Annotated in this window: 15 protein-coding genes and 1 pseudogene; 6 read left to right on the top strand and 10 right to left on the bottom strand. The window is 37.3% G+C overall.

Annotated elements, in window-relative coordinates:
* Nucleotides 1-38: 38 nt before the first annotated feature.
* The 7 genes from rseP to rimO all read right to left on the bottom strand — a co-directional run bounded on the left by rseP (nt 39) and on the right by rimO (nt 6929).
* A complete protein-coding gene (gene rseP, locus B9T31_RS14515) occupies nt 39-1391 on the bottom strand; it encodes an RIP metalloprotease RseP (protein ID WP_086182657.1) in 1353 nt (450 codons plus the stop codon).
* 13 nt (nt 1392-1404) lie between these two features.
* Entirely contained in the window at nt 1405-2592 is a 1188-nt protein-coding gene (gene ispC, locus B9T31_RS14510; RefSeq protein WP_086182656.1) for a 1-deoxy-D-xylulose-5-phosphate reductoisomerase, read from the bottom strand.
* Complete coding sequence (locus tag B9T31_RS14505; protein ID WP_086182655.1) at nt 2593-3417, bottom strand: phosphatidate cytidylyltransferase; 825 nt, start codon at nt 3415-3417, stop codon at nt 2593-2595.
* Nucleotides 3418-3420: 3 nt separating this feature from the next.
* The gene (gene uppS / locus B9T31_RS14500; protein ID WP_086182654.1) at nt 3421-4173 is read right to left on the bottom strand and encodes a polyprenyl diphosphate synthase; all 753 of its coding nucleotides are present in this window, start codon (nt 4171-4173) and stop codon (nt 3421-3423) included.
* A gap of 5 nt (nt 4174-4178) precedes the next feature.
* Nucleotides 4179-4733, bottom strand: coding sequence for a ribosome recycling factor (frr, locus tag B9T31_RS14495; protein ID WP_086182653.1), 555 nt, complete (start codon nt 4731-4733; stop codon nt 4179-4181).
* 76 nt (nt 4734-4809) lie between these two features.
* On the bottom strand, nt 4810-5538 hold the full coding sequence (pyrH, locus tag B9T31_RS14490; RefSeq protein WP_086182652.1) for a UMP kinase: 729 nt from the start codon (nt 5536-5538) through the stop codon (nt 4810-4812).
* Between the two features lie 47 nt (nt 5539-5585).
* Complete coding sequence (rimO, locus tag B9T31_RS14485) at nt 5586-6929, bottom strand: 30S ribosomal protein S12 methylthiotransferase RimO (protein WP_086182651.1); 1344 nt, start codon at nt 6927-6929, stop codon at nt 5586-5588.
* A 346-nt stretch (nt 6930-7275) separates the two neighbouring features.
* Here rimO and glnL point away from each other — a divergent pair, with 346 nt between their 5' ends.
* Nucleotides 7276-8385, top strand: coding sequence for a nitrogen regulation protein NR(II) (glnL, locus tag B9T31_RS14480; protein ID WP_086182650.1), 1110 nt, complete (start codon nt 7276-7278; stop codon nt 8383-8385).
* Nucleotides 8372-9847, top strand: coding sequence for a nitrogen regulation protein NR(I) (gene glnG, locus B9T31_RS14475; RefSeq protein WP_086182649.1), 1476 nt, complete (start codon nt 8372-8374; stop codon nt 9845-9847). The genes glnL and glnG overlap by 14 nt, the downstream gene beginning before the upstream one ends.
* A gap of 45 nt (nt 9848-9892) precedes the next feature.
* Here glnG and B9T31_RS14470 read toward each other — a convergent pair whose 3' ends face one another.
* Complete coding sequence (locus B9T31_RS14470; RefSeq protein ID WP_086182648.1) at nt 9893-10222, bottom strand: hypothetical protein; 330 nt, start codon at nt 10220-10222, stop codon at nt 9893-9895.
* A gap of 199 nt (nt 10223-10421) precedes the next feature.
* Here B9T31_RS14470 and B9T31_RS14465 point away from each other — a divergent pair, with 199 nt between their 5' ends.
* Nucleotides 10422-11327 (top strand): LysR family transcriptional regulator, encoded by a 906-nt coding sequence (locus tag B9T31_RS14465; RefSeq protein ID WP_086182715.1) that lies wholly within the window; start codon nt 10422-10424, stop codon nt 11325-11327.
* A gap of 53 nt (nt 11328-11380) precedes the next feature.
* Here B9T31_RS14465 and map read toward each other — a convergent pair whose 3' ends face one another.
* Nucleotides 11381-12175, bottom strand: coding sequence for a type I methionyl aminopeptidase (map, locus tag B9T31_RS14460; protein WP_086182647.1), 795 nt, complete (start codon nt 12173-12175; stop codon nt 11381-11383).
* A 319-nt stretch (nt 12176-12494) separates the two neighbouring features.
* Here map and brnQ point away from each other — a divergent pair, with 319 nt between their 5' ends.
* The 3 genes and pseudogenes from brnQ (at nt 12495) to B9T31_RS14445 (ending at nt 15394) form a co-directional block, all read left to right on the top strand.
* Nucleotides 12495-13787: a branched-chain amino acid transport system II carrier protein gene (gene brnQ, locus B9T31_RS14455; RefSeq protein ID WP_086182646.1), complete on the top strand. Its 1293-nt coding sequence runs from the start codon at nt 12495-12497 to the stop codon at nt 13785-13787.
* A 358-nt stretch (nt 13788-14145) separates the two neighbouring features.
* The gene (locus tag B9T31_RS14450) at nt 14146-14385 is read left to right on the top strand and encodes a hypothetical protein (RefSeq protein WP_086182645.1); all 240 of its coding nucleotides are present in this window, start codon (nt 14146-14148) and stop codon (nt 14383-14385) included.
* A 141-nt stretch (nt 14386-14526) separates the two neighbouring features.
* Nucleotides 14527-15394, top strand: a pseudogene (locus B9T31_RS14445) (alpha/beta fold hydrolase).
* A gap of 76 nt (nt 15395-15470) precedes the next feature.
* Here B9T31_RS14445 and B9T31_RS14440 read toward each other — a convergent pair.
* Nucleotides 15471-16994, bottom strand: a complete 1524-nt coding sequence (locus tag B9T31_RS14440) for a TerC family protein (protein ID WP_086182644.1) — start codon at nt 16992-16994, stop codon at nt 15471-15473.
* Between the last annotated feature and the right edge of the window lie 521 nt (nt 16995-17515).

Here is a 17515-nt window from a genome sequence, read left to right as displayed (position 1 = left end):
GCCTGTTTGTTCCAATAATTTATATCGTCTGCGTTATTTTATAAACGCATAAAGTCGTTAAATAATGCCAGAAGCATCATGCTCCCTAACAATACCATACCAATTTTCAAACCAACCAAATGGATTTGTTCAGAAACAGGTTTACCGCGAATTAGTTCTACAAAATAATAAACTAAATGTCCACCATCTAGCATAGGAATTGGCAATAAATTTAAAATTCCCAAACTTACACTCATCAGTGCCATGAAAGATAGAAACGTTTGCCATCCCATTTCAGCACTTTGCCCTGCAACTTTCGCAATGGTAATTGGCCCCGAAAGGTTTTCTAAACCAATCATTCCTCGAATCATTTTTACAATTGAATGCAAAATCATACTCGAAATTTGCCCTGTTTTTTCAACAGCCATCACAAATGCTTCAGCAGGATTATATTGTATTGTTTGCTTAAATGTTTCAGGAATTACAATTTTTCCTGGATCGCTTTGTACTCCTAACATTCCAACAACATTCCCAGCATTATCACGTTTGCCTTGAGGCATAACTTCCAATAATACAGGTTGATTATCTCGAATGACTTCAATTTTTAATAATTTTTCTGGTGATTCTTGCACAATATGTACAACATCAAACCATTCTTTCATTGGTTTGCCATCAATTGCAACAATTTTATCACCTTCTTTCATTCCTTGACGGATTGCAGCACCATCTTCACTTAATTTCGCTACAATTGCGGGAATAGATGGGCGATAAGGTGTAAATCCTAATGCCTCTAATGGTGATTTAGATTGATCTTTAAGAAAGTTTTGAATCGGTAAATTGATATTTTTAACTTCACCGTTACGTTCAACTGTCACTAAAATATGACCCGTTTCACCTACGCGATCAACCAATGCAAAATTTAATTTTTCCCAGGTAGAAACTGATGAATGATCAATAGCCGTGATTTTATCACCAGCTTGCATTTGCGCTGCTGCTGGTGTATTCGGTGCAACTGAACCTACTCGGGTATTCAATTGCTCTTGAGCAGGTAACAGTAAAATCCAAAAAAGAACAACAGCAAATGCCAAATTAATCAGCGGACCTGCAGCAACAATTGCGATTCGTTTCCACGGATTCTGCCGATTAAATGCATAAGGCAAGTCTTCTTCAGCAACATTCCCTTCACGCTCATCTAACATTCGTACATAACCACCCAGTGGTAAAGCACTAAGTTGATATTGTATTCCCGTTTTTTTGGATGTCCATTTGAATAAAGTTGGTCCAAAACCAATAGAATAAACCAGAACTTTTACCCCGAGTTTTCGTGCAACAAAATAATGACCAAACTCATGAATTGCAATTAATGGGCCGAGCAATAAGACAGCTGCAATAATCATAAATAATGCGCTCATCTGAATATCACTCCTAATTCACTAACAATTGTTGCGCAACACGTCTAGACTGCTGATCAACTTCCAGCACCAACTCTAAACTATTTGCTGATTTATTTTCAACCCGATTTAATGTTGATTCAACAATTTCAGCAATTTGTACAAAGTTTATTTGATGATTTAGAAATGCCTCAACTACAATTTCATTTGCTGCATTTAAAATTGTAGGCGCTAAACCACCTGCACTCATTGCTTGGCGAGCTAATTTTAATGCAGGGAATCGCACCAAGTCAGGCTCTGTAAAATCTAAACGATGATGCTGAATTAAATCTAATGCTGAAACCTGTGTTTGAATACGCTCAGGCCATGCTAATGCATGTGCAATTGGCGTACACATATCAGGATTACCCATTTGTGCCAAAGTTGAACCATCCACATATTGAACCATTGAATGAATAATACTTTGTGGATGAACAACAACTGTAACAAATTGTTCTTCTACTGCAAATAAATGACACGCTTCAATCAGTTCTAGACCTTTATTCATGAGCGTTGCAGAATCTATGGAAATCTTACGTCCCATAGACCAATTGGGATGTTTACACGCTTGATTTGGCGTAACAGTTTGTAACTGTTCTAAGCTATGATTTAAAAATGGACCGCCCGAAGCAGTCAGTAATATTTGAGAAACACCGAGTTTAGGTTGACCATCACGTACTGATTGCAAATAGTTGTGTGGCAAACATTGAAAGATCGCATTGTGTTCAGAATCTACAGGAAGTAATAATGCTTGATGCTCTTTTGCAGCCTGCATCATTATTTCACCTGACATCACCAATGCTTCTTTGTTCGCAAGCAAAACACGCTTACCTGCTTTCACTGCAGCAAGTGTTGGTAATAAGCCTGCTGCACCAACAATTGCAGCCATCACAATATCGACATTTTCACACGACGAGACTTCTATCAAGCCAGCCTCATCCACCAATATTTCTATATCTGAAATTTTTTCTAATTTTAATTTGAGTTGCAACTCATCTCGTTGAGCTGACGGTACAACAACAACTTTTGGTCTAAACTGTTTGCAAATTTCTACAAGTTCAGCAATTCGACTATATGCAGACACTGCATAGAGTGAATACTTCTCTGGATGCTGTTGTAGTATTTTTAACGTACTTTGACCAATTGAACCTGTAACACCTAAAATACAAACAGTTTGAGACATTTATAAATCTACACCAATGAGGTTTAAAATATATAGACCTGTAGCAAACACAGGCGCTGCTGCGAGTAAAGAGTCAATCCGATCCAACACGCCACCATGGCCAGGTAAAATTCGACCTGAGTCTTTGATTCCTGCACGACGCTTAATCATAGATTCGAGCAAATCACCCAGCACCGAACTAAATACAGTGATGATAGAAAGAATTAGGAATAATACATGTTGAGCAATGCTTAAATCTAAATAAACCGTCTCGACAACCACAATAATAATCACGGCTGTAATCACTCCACCAACAAGTCCTTCTATCGACTTATTGGGGCTTACATGAGGTGCTAGTTTATGTTTACCAAATTTACGACCCACAAAGTATGCACCACTGTCTGCACCCCAAACCAATAGGAACAGATACATGAGCCACCAAGGTGAGTTTTCCCACACATCAAAAATTGCAGTCACTGCTGCTGAAATTAATACCAATCCAATGACATAGAGAATTGGGTGATACCAACCATCATATTCTGGATAAGTCTTTACCCAATGAACACTAAAGAGCCAAGAGATGATGGAGGCTCCCCAAAGCAGAAGCGCCATATCCGTATGATGAAGGGCTAATGCTGAAATAGCAGCAGTAAACACCCCAAATGCCCATGCTCGCGGCTTGAGTAAATGTTCTGCTTTTCTTGGCATGAGTTTAAACCACTCATAACCAGCAACTCCTGCTGCCATAATCATTAACACCAACATTGGATAATGTGATTGCGTTGCAAACATGCAACTCAATACCACAGCGACCAATACTAGCGCAGTAATAATCCGCTCTAACATGTATTATTTCTCTAGTTTCGCTTGCTGAATCTGCTCTGAAGTTCTGCCAAAACGACGTTCTCGTAAGGCGAAGACAGTAAAAGCTTCAGTCATTTCATCTACTGTAAATTCAGGCCATAAAGTTTGTGTAAAATACAACTCAGCATATGCTGTTTGCCAAAGAAGAAAGTTTGAAATTCGATAATCACCACCTGTTCGAATGAGCAAGTCTACTGGAGGCAAATCTGATAAACATACATATTGTGCAAATTGTTGTTCATTAATTTGATCTATCGTAATTTTTTTATCTAAAACATCAGTTGCCAATTGTTTCGCTGCCTGCGCTATATCCCACATTCCACCATAACTAATTGCAATGGTTAAGGTCATGCTTGTGAAAGTCGCAGTCCTTTCCTCAGCTTGTAGCATCAAGGTCTGTAAATGTGTGGATAGTTTTGATCGATCACCAATAAAACGTAGTGCAATATTATACTTTTCCATCCGTGGAATTTGCTCAATAATTGCATCTTCCAACAATTGCATAAGAAGTTTAACTTCATATTCTGAGCGATTCCAATTCTCACTTGAAAAAGCAAAAACGGTCAGTGCTTGAATATGTTTCGTTCGACAAAACTCTACAATTGGATCGAGAACATTTTTACCTTCCCGATGTCCATCACCCTTAGGCATTTGATTTTTTTTAGCAAACCGATTGTTGCCATCCATAATGATGGCAACATGTTTTGGAAGATGCTGATTATCTTCTATTAAGGTCATCAATATTAGACCTTCAGTAATTCAGCTTCTTTAGCAGCAAGACGTTTGTCAACTTCAGCAACAAACTTATCAGTTAGTTTTTGAATTTCGTCACTTGCACGGCGGTCATCATCTTCAGAAATTTCTTTTTCTTTCAACAATGCTTTTACATCGCCCAAAACATCACGACGAATATTACGAATGGCAACCTTCGCATTCTCTGCTTCAGAACGCGCAATTTTTTGCATATCACGACGTGTTTCTTCAGTCAATGCTGGTAAAGGTACACGAATCGTATCTGAAGTAATTGGGTTTAACCCTAAATCCGACTCACGAATTGCTTTATCAATTGCAGAAACCATTGTACGTTCAAATGGTTGAACGATTAAAGTACGTGAATCTTCTGCACCCACATTCGCAACTTGGTTTAAAGGGACATCTGAGCCATAGTAAGGAACCATCACCCCATTTAAAATAGATGGGTGAGCACGTCCTGTACGAACTTTAGCAAAACCGAGTTCCAAAGACTCTAAGGTCTTTTGCATGCGTTGTTCGCCGTCTTTTTTAAGATCGTTAATCATATGATCTTCCTTACTTAATTTTAAATGATGTATACAAAATAGCGTGTAGTATAAAGTGCTTTAAAGCGTAGGTACATTAGTTCGTTACGAGTGTACCTTCTTTTTCACCCATAACCACTGAAAGTAAAGCCCCTGACTTATTCATATCAAAGACTTGAAGTGGTACTTTATGATCTCGGCATAAGCAAATTGCGGTTAAATCCATAACACCCAACTTTTCATCTAGCACTTGATCAAACGATAATGTCTCATATTTCACAGCATCATCAAATTTACTTGGGTCTTTATTATAAACACCATCAACTTTGGTCGCTTTTAAAATCAAGCTCGCCTCAATTTCAATACCACGCAAACAAGCAGCCGTATCTGTCGTAAAGAATGGATTACCTGTTCCCGCAACAAATACGCACACTTCACCTTGAGTCAAGTGGCGAATCGCATCACGACTCGAATAAGACTCTACAACTGTACCAATAGGTAAAGCCGACATTAAACGCGTTTTAATATTACGACGGACCAATGCATCACGTAATGCAAGACCATTCATGACTGTGGCAAGCATTCCCATTTGATCACCTGTCACACGACCAACCAGCCCATCTTGTTGTAGTTGGCTGCCACGGTAAAGATTACCACCACCCACCACAATACCGACTTGCACACCCAAACCAACCAAGTGAGCAATCGCGAGAGACATCTGATCAAGCACTTGTGCATCAATCCCCATCTCTTTATTTCCAGCCAATGCCTCACCAGAAAGTTTTAACAAGATACGTGAATATCGCGGCTTTTTAGAATCTAACATGATCAAAACTCCAATTTACCTAAATCTATTTGATTATTTTTTATCAATTAAGCTGATTTAATACGAATTAATTTTGCGTATAAATCATATTCATCTGCATCTGTGATTTCGACTTCGAGCAAATCACCTGCTTTAATCTGTGATTTATCAATATCTTCAACAAATACATTTCCATCAATTTCAGGCGCATCTGCATAAGATCGTGCCACAGCAACGGGAAACTCATCTTCAAGATCATCAACAAGCACCGTCATTATTTGACCAATGCGGCGTTGTAACTTCGCAGCTGAAATCTCTTGTTGAACTTGCATAAAACGCTCATAGCGCTCTTGCTTAACTTCTTCAGGTACATGGTCAGGTAAATCATTGGCTGTTGCACCTTCCACTGGAGAATAGGTAAAACAACCCACTCGATCCAACTGCGCTTCTTTCAACCAGTTTAACAAAATTTGGAAGTCTTCTTCTGTTTCACCAGGGAAGCCGACAACAAATGTTGAACGAATCACCAATTCTGGACATTTTTCACGCCATAGTTTTAATCGCTCAAGCGTGTTTTCACTATGTGCAGGTCGTTTCATCAATTTAAGAATCTTAGGACTTGCATGTTGGAATGGAATATCCAAGTACGCTAAAATTTTACCTTGTGCCATCAAATCGATTACAGCATCGACATGTGGATACGGATAAACATAATGCAGACGCACCCAGATTCCCATCTGACCAAGTGCTTCACACATATCAAAGAATTTCGTTTTAACAGGTTGTCCATTCCAAAAATCAAGCTTGTATTTGGTGTCTAAACCATAAGCTGACGTATCTTGTGAAATGACCAATATTTCTTTAACACCTGCATTTTTCAATGCTTGTGCTTCACTCAGTACAGAACCAACAGGTCGAGAAACTAGATCACCACGCATGCTCGGAATAATACAAAAGGTACAACGGTGGTTACATCCTTCCGATATTTTTAAATATGCATAATGTTTTGGCGTTAAACGAATGCCTTGTTCTGGTACAAGATCAATGAATGGATTATGTTTTGGCGGCTCAGGAACATACTGATGTACTGCCTCCATAACCTCTTGGTAGGCTGCTGCCCCTGTTACTTTTAAAACATTTGGGTGCATTTTACGAATTTTGTCTTCATCTTTACCCAAGCAACCCGTTACGATCACTCGACCATTGGCACTCATTGCTTCGCCAATCGCATCTAAAGACTCTTGTACTGCAGATTCAATAAAACCACAAGTATTCACAACAACTAAATCAGCACCGTCATAATCTGATGCTACATCATAACCTTCAGTTTTCAACTGAGTTAAAATTCGTTCAGAATCTACCAATGCCTTAGGACAACCTAAAGATACAAAACCGACTTTGGGGGACTTCATGAATCTGCGCTCCACTAGAATGCGCGTATTGTATGACTTTTTTTTAAAGAAAAATAGTTGATTTCATGACTCTTTGCATAATGCACCAAAATACAACCACATATTTATCACACTTTGTTACATGCACCATAATTGTGCATAAGTTCTTTACTTTGAAATTCTGATCCGTTATACGTTTTATGCATAGCGCGTTTTCAGGGCATTTTTTCAACAAAAGTGACGCATTAAAACCCTTCAGTAAAAAGTTGGCGCATATCTTGCTTAAAGTGCATCAATAAGGCGCTTTAGGTTAAAGCCAATTACAGAGGTTAATGCTGTTATTTTTTATTTCAGGAAATTCTAATTAATGGAACTCAAACCTGCTATCGATTATCGACTTTTAGTAGACAATCTATCTACTGCAATTCTTTTAGTCGATCGTAATTTAAATATTTTTTATCTTAATTCTTCATGCGAAGCTCTTTTTGATATGAGCTTACTGCGTGCATTAGGCATGCCTGTGCTCAATTTATTATGTGTTCCAAGTGATGAGTTCAATACTGAAGAAGCCTTAAAAAACACCTTAGAGTTTTCTCAAGCCTATACACGTCGAGAAGCAACCATCAATGTTAATTTCAAAGATATTCATGTTGATTATACGGTTTCGTTACTCAACTATAACAAAGATTATCATCCACTGCTCTTAATTGAACTCAACCCTATTGATCGTATGTTGAAAATCTCAAAAGAAGAAAACCTCATTCAACAACATCAAATTACCAGACAGCTTATTCGTGGCGTCGCTCATGAAATTAAGAATCCACTCGGTGGAATTCGTGGCGCAACTCAGCTTTTGGCACGCAGTTTAAATGATCCACAATATACCGAATTTACCGACATTATTATTAGTGAAGTTGATCGCTTAAGAACACTCGCTGACACCATGCTTGGTTCTCGTCAACTTCCGAGTTATCAAGCTGTTAACATTCACGAACCCTTAGAACGTGTACGCTCACTCATTACCAATCAAACCAAGAAAAAAATTAAAATTATTCGCGACTATGACCTTTCCTTACCAGAGGTGAATGCTGATCGCGATCAACTCATTCAAGTAATGCTCAACATTAGTGTAAATGCTGTTCAGGCGATGATGGAAAATAAAGATTTTTTCATAGATCATCAACCTACGCTTATTCTAAGAACAAGAATTCAACGCCTTGTGACGATTAACGGCGTATTAAATCGATCGGCTATTCGAATTGACATTGAAGACAATGGTCCAGGAATCACAGAAGATCTAATTGAGTCAGTATTTTATCCTTTAGTAACCAGCCGAGCGAACGGTACAGGATTAGGTTTAAGCATCGCACAAAATATTATGCATCAACACAATGGAATGATTGAATGTCAATCAGTTCCTGGAAAAACAACATTTAGCTTATATCTACCTTGGGAGTCAGATCATGTCGCAAAATAAAATATGGGTCATCGATGATGATCGTGCGATGCGCTGGGTACTTGAAAAAACATTTAAAGAAGAAGGCTTTGATGTTACCAGCTTTGAAGAGGCACAATCTGCATTAAATCGACTCAGTGAAGAAGCACCTGATGTCATTCTGACCGATATTCGTATGCCCGGTATTGACGGCTTAACTTTCTTAGCCAAGGTTAAAGGCAGTCACCCAGATTTACCTGTCATCATTATGACCGCTCATTCAGATTTAGAGTCAGCAGTGTCCAGTTATCAAACGGGGGCTTTTGAATATTTACCTAAACCGTTTGATATTGATGAAGCACTTGCTTTAGTTAATCGTGCCATGATGCACCTCACTAAATTACAACAACAAGAATCTGCAAAATCGACCAAACCCATTCAATCCACTGAAATTATTGGTGAATCACCTGCAATGCAGGAAGTCTTTCGTGCCATTGGTCGCCTGTCGCAATCACATATTACTGTTTTAATTAATGGAGAATCTGGTACAGGAAAGGAACTTGTTGCCCATGCATTACATCGCCATTCTCCACGAAGCAGCAAGCCCTTTATTGCACTCAACATGGCGGCAATTCCGAAAGACTTAATTGAAACTGAATTATTTGGTCATGAAAAAGGCGCTTTTACAGGTGCTAACTCACAACGCCAAGGTCGTTTCGAACAAGCAAATGGCGGAACACTTTTTTTAGATGAAATTGGTGATATGCCATTTGAAACTCAAACTCGTTTACTTCGTGTATTGGCTGATGGCGAGTTTTATCGTGTTGGCGGACACATTCCTGTAAAAGTTGATGTTCGTATTGTTGCAGCCACCCATCAAGATCTTGAAAAATTAGTTCACGATGGTCGTTTCCGTGAAGACTTATATCATCGCCTAAATGTCATTCGCATTCATATTCCAAAATTGGCACACCGAAGCGAGGACATTCCCATGTTAGCGCAGCATTTTTTAGCCCGTGCAGGAAAAGAGCTTGGCGTTAGTCCTAAAATCTTACGCCCAGCCACTCAAGAATACATGCAACAACTGCCTTGGCCTGGAAATGTTCGTCAACTTGAAAACACTTGTCGATGGTTAACCGTCATGATTACAAGTCGCGAGGTCTACCCCGAGGACTTGCCAACAGAACTCAAACAAATTCCGATTAGCAAAAATAGTGAAGGACATAGCAATCCAAATATTGAGCATACTACTGTTCATCATTGGAATGAGTTACTCAATCAATGGGCAATTCAAAAACTTCAAAATGGTGAAATGAAAATATTGGATATTGCAACGCCAATGTTTGAACGCACTTTAATTAATGCAGCACTACAACAAACGCGAGGTCGTAAGCGACATGCAGCTGAACTTCTAGGTTGGGGACGCAATACACTCACGCGAAAACTCAAAGAACTTGGAATGGACTCTACCGATGATGACATAGAAGAAGAATTAGAAAATTAAAAAAAGCTCCTTTAAGGAGCTTTTTTTAAGTTCAAACCCAGTATTTCACACGATAGCAAAACCAATATATCGAGAATAACCTTGAATCCCCAAATCTGAGGCTGTAATGATAAATTCAGGATAAGTTGCTGCCTTAATTTCTTCCAGCATCAACACCGTATCATCATTTGCATGTAAATCATCTACACCTCTTGCCATGGTCTGCTCAAAAATATCGGTCATATATTCAAAACCAATATCCATCGCAATAAATAATACATGCTCACAAGGCTGAATATATTGTTCATCAGACCAATCAACTACATCTTGCCCACAATGCGGACAAGCAATATTATCTGTTGCTTTGACATCTAATTGAATGAATTGATATGTCATAATTTAACTAACTTTACTCATTTGTGTTTGAGTTTATAACGTTCTATGATGCTGTATCCATCGCTATTTAATCAAAATACAAGCAAATGCTTTATTCAATATTCAATTCAAAACAAAAATTAAATAAATTAACATATTAGAATTTGACTTAGTAAAACGTTCGCTCTCTAATGTGACTATCGTTTCATATGGGTATAACATATTGTCAGATCTAGATGATTTCTATTGTTTTGCAATGGTCGTTGAACATGGCGGATTCAGTGCTGCTGAGCGTGCAACAGATATTCCAAAATCTAAACTCAGTCGCAGAGTATACAATTTAGAAGAACAACTTGGCGTGCGTTTAATTCAACGCAGTTCTCGACATTTTGCTGTTACAGATGTGGGGATGAACATTTATCGACATGCACAAGTTATGGTGAATGCAGCTCAAGCAGCGCACAACTTAGTCGACCACCTAAGCACTGAGCCACGTGGTACCATTAAAATTGGCATCCCTATGACCATTGCACAACAAGAAGTCGCTCAAATTTTACCTCACTTCTTAAAGCAATATCCCGAAATTAAAGTTCAAATGATTATTACCAATCGTCGAATTGATGTTATTAACGAAGGTATTGATATTGCTTTACGTGTTCGATCCAATTTAGATGACGACCCAAGCTTAGTCATTCGTCGCTTAAGCAATATTGAGCAACACCTCTTTGCAACACAAGCATATTTAAATGAACATGGTGATATCAAACATCCAGATGATTTAGGTCATCACCGCATTTTAAGCATGGTAGAAGATCATGTTGATCAGCATATCGTCGTATACAACAAACAAAATCAACAAAAGAAAGTAAAAGTTACCCCAGTAGTTATGGGTTCAGATTTACGTATGCTGGCAGAGCTGGTCAGCAAAGATTGTGGCATAGCGCTTCTCCCCGATACTATTGCATCACAATATTTAAAAGATGGACAAATTGTACGTATACTCCCAGATTGGAAAGCACCTCACGGAATCTTCCATATCGTTTATCCGTCTAAGCGTGGGATTTTACCTGCTGTACGTATATTTATTGATTATTTAGTGAAAAAACTCAGTACACCACAAAACTAACAATTTCATTAAAAGCCTATCTCTATAGGCTTTTATTCATTTCAAATCATCAATTAAATTTCTAAATAATTGCCTGTTCCTTCCGGCCAAGGAGTAAGCACTTCAAATCCAGTTTCCGTCACCGCAACCATATGTTCCCACTGTGCAGATAATGACTTATCTTTAGTGACCACCGTCCAACCATCACTTAATTCCTTAACCGCTGACTTGCCTGCATTAATCATTGGCTCAATTGTGAAAACCATCCCTTCTTGCAACACTAAGCCTTGGCCTGGCGCACCATAATGCAATACGCTTGGTGCTTCATGGTAAATTTTACCAATACCATGTCCACAGTACTCTCTTACCACTGTATAATCTTCTCGATGCGCCACAGATTGAATCGCAAAACCCACATCACCTAGTGTTGCACCAGGTTTAACCGCATGAATACCAGCGCGCATAGCTTCATACGTTATGTCGCATAGTTTTTTTGCCGCTGGTGCAACCAGTCCGACATAATACATTCGGCTTGTATCACCAAAATATTCATTATGAACAATGGCAACATCAATATTAATAATATCACCATCTTTTAACACAATACGCTCAGAGGGTATGCCATGACAAACCACTTCATTAGGAGAGATACACGTTGTCTTGGTATAGCCATGATATCCAATATTTGCTGGAATAACTTTTAAAACATTAACGATATAATCATGACAAATCGTATCTAAATATTCTGTAGTTACGCCTGGTTTTACAAACCTCGCAATCATTTCTAAAACCTGTGCTGCGAGTCGTCCTGAGACTCGTAAACCCTCAATATCTTGTGCAGTTTTAATCCTAACAGAGGACACTCTCATACTCATCAGCTCTTATTAATCGCCACATCAGTATACCTCTTTTCAAGCAGCAAACTGACATCACCCTCCACCTGAAATACGATAATGTAAAATCAATCACATAATTAATAATTTTCTTCTCATTCTCCTTCAAAAAAAGTAAAAAAAATCAAAAAAAATATATTAATAAAAATCAAGCATATAATTCATTAAAAATATTTATGAAACATAAAAATCAATATCTAAGCATAAGTAATGTACATTTCACCATGAAATAAATTAGAAAAATAAATTTCATTCCACTAAAATCCCTTTCTTTTGCGCCCAATCATCTCCTGATATGACGAATTTAAGTACTCGGGATATTGTTGCCCTAGGTTTTATGACCTTTGCACTCTTTATTGGTGCAGGTAATATTATTTTCCCTCCAATCGTTGCTCAACAAGCTGGTGAACATGTTTGGTTAGCCTCTGCAGGCTTTCTAATCACTGCTGTTGGATTACCCGTAATCACTATTATTGCTTTATCTCGTGTGGGTGGCTCTATTCAAGCACTCAGCTCACCATTGGGTAAAGTTGCAAGCATCACACTCACCGTTGCGTGCTATCTTGCTGTTGGACCACTATTTGCAACACCTCGCACAGCAACTGTTTCTTATGAAATTGGTTTTTCATCTTATTTCCCCAACTCCTCAAGCAGCTTGTTGATTTACAGTATCGTTTATTTTGCGATTGTTACCCTTGTATCTCTCTATCCAAATAAAATCTTAGATACGGTTGGATATGTTCTTTCTCCCCTTAAAATTATTGCATTAATTATTTTAGGTATTTCCGCTGTTGTTATTCCAGCAGGCATTGTACATCCTGCAATTAACAACTATGTCGCTACGCCAGTATCTGAAGGTATTGTGAATGGTTATTTAACCATGGATACTTTAGGTGCTTTGGTATTCGGCATTGTGATTGTTCGTGCAATTACCTCACGTGGCGTCACAGATAAAAAACTCATTACCAAATATGCCGTCATTGCCAGCATTATTTCTGGAATTGGTTTAACATTGGTATACCTAAGTTTATTTAAGCTTGGTATGGGCAGCCATGAAATTGCTCCAAATGCTGCAAATGGTGCGATCATTCTACATGCATATGTTCTTCATGCATTTGGCGACATGGGCGCATATTTCTTATCTGCCATGATTTTTATCGCATGTATGGTCACCGCAATTGGTTTAACATGTGCTTGTGCTGAATATTTTTCTAGTCTGACTAAAATACCCTATAAAATATTTGTGCTTATTCTGATTGGATTTTCACTTATTATTTCCAATCTTGGATTAACTAAATTAATTGCTGTCTCAGTTCCTGTTTTAAGCGCTATCTACCCACCAGCAATTGTCGTCATTATTCTAGGGTTCTTTTGGAAAAATTTCAAAAATCCCTCAAGCGTTATAGCGCCAGTTACAGCCATTTCATTAGTTTTTGGCATTATTGATGGATTAAAAGTTGCAGGTCTAGAACGCTTTTTACCCGAAGCAGTCACCCACCTTCCATTAAATGAACAAAATTTGGCTTGGCTAATTCCATCATTAATTGTCTTCATCATTTGCATCGTGGTAGATCGAGTTAAACAGTAACCTCTGATTTAACAGTGAACTCGAAATTGTGTTTTATCCAAACATAATTTTTATAGCTAATAATTGCTTTGTTTTACCCAAACAAGCTGTTATTACGCATTGATCACTCAATATCATATAGCTTATTTTTTATAATTATCATTTAAATCTATGCGGATATCATAAATTATAATTTACAAATAAATCAGACCGTATTAATATGAGATATAAATAAATCTTACCTTTTTAATCTGTATTTCCACAAAAAATATTCCCATCACCGCTTGAAATATTAACCATTTTAGTATATGGTAAATAGTCTATTTCAAAATAAAACGTTTTGTTTTATAAAGAAATTATTTAAAAAGGAGGGATGGAGATGTTATCAACACATTTCAATAAGCAAGTCTTCATTAACACTCTGAAGACCAAACACGTAACAACCTATTTAAGCACGACCATTGCTTTAATGGTGATTCTCGCTCTGCACGGCATGCTACAAGGCAACCTAAAACCAGAGTATTTCTTATACGCTTTTATTGTATCTTTAGCTTTTGCATTTTGGAACGTTGTAGATCACACCTATCGCAAATTTCAAAAAGCACAACACCTTGACTAACCAAATGGATGCGTGTCATCCATTTGAAATATATTAAAAGAATAATGATTTATTTTTTGACTTATAAGTCAAACTATTTCCCCCACCTCTCATCACCAATTGAATACAGTAATAAATCGTACTTTAGACAGATATAGCACAATGGAAAACTATCAAAACATTGAAATCACATGTGCAGATCAGTATCGCTTAATGGGTCGGTTTTACCCAAAGCAAAAAACAACACAACAAAATCTTCCTGTTTTAATTGCACCTGCAACTGGAATTACCGTTAATTTTTATCATGCTTTTGCAGGGTGGTTATCCCAACAGGGATTTGATGTACTCAGCTTCGATTTTAGAGGCATTGGAAAATCTTTACACACCCCTTTAAAAGATTCTACTGCAAGCATTACCGACTGGGGGCAATTAGATCTTCCCGCAGCAATTAACACCTTACTTCAACGTTCTGATGCCAAAAAAATCATTTTGCTCGGTCATAGTGCAGGCGGACAACTCACAGGCATTATTCCCAATTACAATGAAATTGCAAAAATCATAACTATCTCTGGCTCATCTGGACATGTTAAAGGTCTAAAAGGCCGCACTAAAATTTTAGCCCCCCATTATGTTTAAAGGAATTTTTCCTGTTGCTCGACTTGTTCTTGGATATGGCTCTACCCATGCCATCGGAATGGGCGAAAATCTACCCAAAAATGTAGCAAAACAATGGGCTGAGTTTTGCTCAAAACCTGGTTATGTCATCAATGCGTTCGGTAAAACACTCAACGATGATCAAAATTTTCATTCAAAAATAACCCAACCCATCACTGCAATTTATTCATCAGATGATGAAATTGCCACGAAAACCAATGTTCTAGATTTACTACGGTTATATCCACATGCTCAAACAACCTTAATTGAACTCAATACCAAAGACTACCCATATAAAAGTATTGGTCATATGTCAATGTTTAAACACTCCCATAAAGAAATATGGATGATCATTAAAGATCAACTTTATATTTAATCTTTTATTTAAAAAACGCAAATTACATTCAAATATAAAAAACCTCTTTTAAAAGAGGTTTTTTAAATCAACATACTTAAATATACTTAATTAATACTGTTTTAATCCGATGATCATCCAACTCAATGACCTCAAAATGAATATTTTGATACTCAAGCTGTGAACCCACCTTAATCTCACCGCTAAATTTATCCAGAATCAAACCAGCCAAACTCATATAACCAGCATCCTCTTCAACCAAATCTAACATTTCAAGCTCAAGCTCCAACTGATATACATCCAACATACCAGAAGCCTTCCAAGTACCTTTATCCACCTTAACCAAATCTAGTTGTTCATCCGCATCTGGAAACTCACCAGCGATCGCCTCAAACACATCCAAAGGAGAGACTAAACCTTGAACATGACCAAATTCATCACTCACCAAAACCAATAACCCCTTAGACGATCTTAACGTATTAATCACATCAATCACTTTCATTTTTTCAAAAATATAAATAGGTCGTTGTTGCTTCAACAGCCCCTTTAATTCTTCTGGTTCATCTAAAACATCCAAAAGCTCTTTAGCACGAACAACACTAATTACCTTATCTAAATCAGTCCGACAAACAGGGAACAAACTATGAGGTACAGACAATACTTTTTCTCGAATCTGCTCTGCCGTATCATCTAAATTTACCCATGAAATCTGATTGCGGGGCGTCATAATAGATGCAACTGAACGTTCTGCCAGCGTCAAAACACCACCAATCATATAACGCTCTTCATTTGCAAAAGCTTCTTTTGCATCTAAACACCGAATATCCCCTTCAGTTTGAACACTCCCCCCCATTAAACGCAAAATCGAATCTGTTGTACGATGACGCAATGGAATTTTTGACGCGTGTTTTTGTACGTTACGTTTAAAAAACTGATTAAAAGCCTCAATCAAAATCGCAACACCAATCCCTGAATAAATATAGCCTTTTGGAATATGAAAACCAAATCCTTCTGCAATCAAACTAATTCCAATCATTAATAAAAAGCTTAAGCACAAAATAACGACTGTCGGATGTCTATTTACAAATGCAGTTAATGGCTTAGAAGCAATTAACATCACAACTACAGCAACGGTCACAGCAACCATCATGACATAGATGTTATCAACCATCCCTATCGCTGTAATCACCGAATCCAGAGAAAAAACCGCATCTAATACAATAATCTGAGTAACGACAACCCAAAATCCAGCATATATCACTGAAGAGTTAGACCGAACAATAGGCTTACCTTCTATTTTTTCATGTAACTCTGTGACCGCTTTATAAACGAGAAACAAACCACCAAATAATAAAATTAAGTCTCGCCCAGAAAAGGTTAAACCCCAAACTTCGACCAATGGCTTTGTTAAAGTAACCAGCCAAGAAATGACTGATAAAAGCGCTAAACGCATTAAAAGCGCTAAGGATAATCCAATCACCCTCGCCTTATCGCGCTGCTCAGGTGGTAATTTATCAGCCAAAATTGCAATAAAAACTAAATTATCAATTCCAAGTACAATTTCTAAAATAATAAGTGTTATTAGACCAACCCATATACCTGGATCAAGAAGAAATTCCATTATCTCTTCTCTCCAACATATATACTAACAAAACAATAATTTACTTGTCCAACGCTCTGCGAGGGGTCCATTAATTTAACCTACTCAACTATAATTATTTTTATTATGCATCAACCACACAGTGCATTACGTATTTTTTTCAAAACTTCTACAATCTCGTAACACTTCTGCATACCATAGCATGGGCACATGTATATTTTATCTTCATCCCATTCAATGATTGCAAATAGATTAACCAATCCACCTATCACAAAAACCAAGACCTCATAATAAAAACAATTATTAAGATTAAATTAACAATAAAGCGATAAATTCACTTAATGAATCAAACAATACAATAAGAAACTAATCATTCAAACTTTGTATCGCAAATCATTTAATTTAATATAAATAAAATCCTTCCGATAAAAAATAAATAAATATTAGTCACCTTGAATACAAATAAAAAAACATGAACTCTAAAAAAGGAAAAAAGCCACATTTTAAAAAAACCATATAATTTTAAAAAGATAAATAATTCT

The sequence above is a fragment of the Acinetobacter sp. ANC 4558 genome, assembly GCF_002135375.1.
In the GTDB taxonomy this organism is placed as follows: Bacteria; Pseudomonadota; Gammaproteobacteria; order Pseudomonadales; family Moraxellaceae; genus Acinetobacter.
The sequence above is the reverse complement of the archived record's forward strand: the minus strand, read 5'-3'. Positions and strand labels throughout refer to the sequence as shown.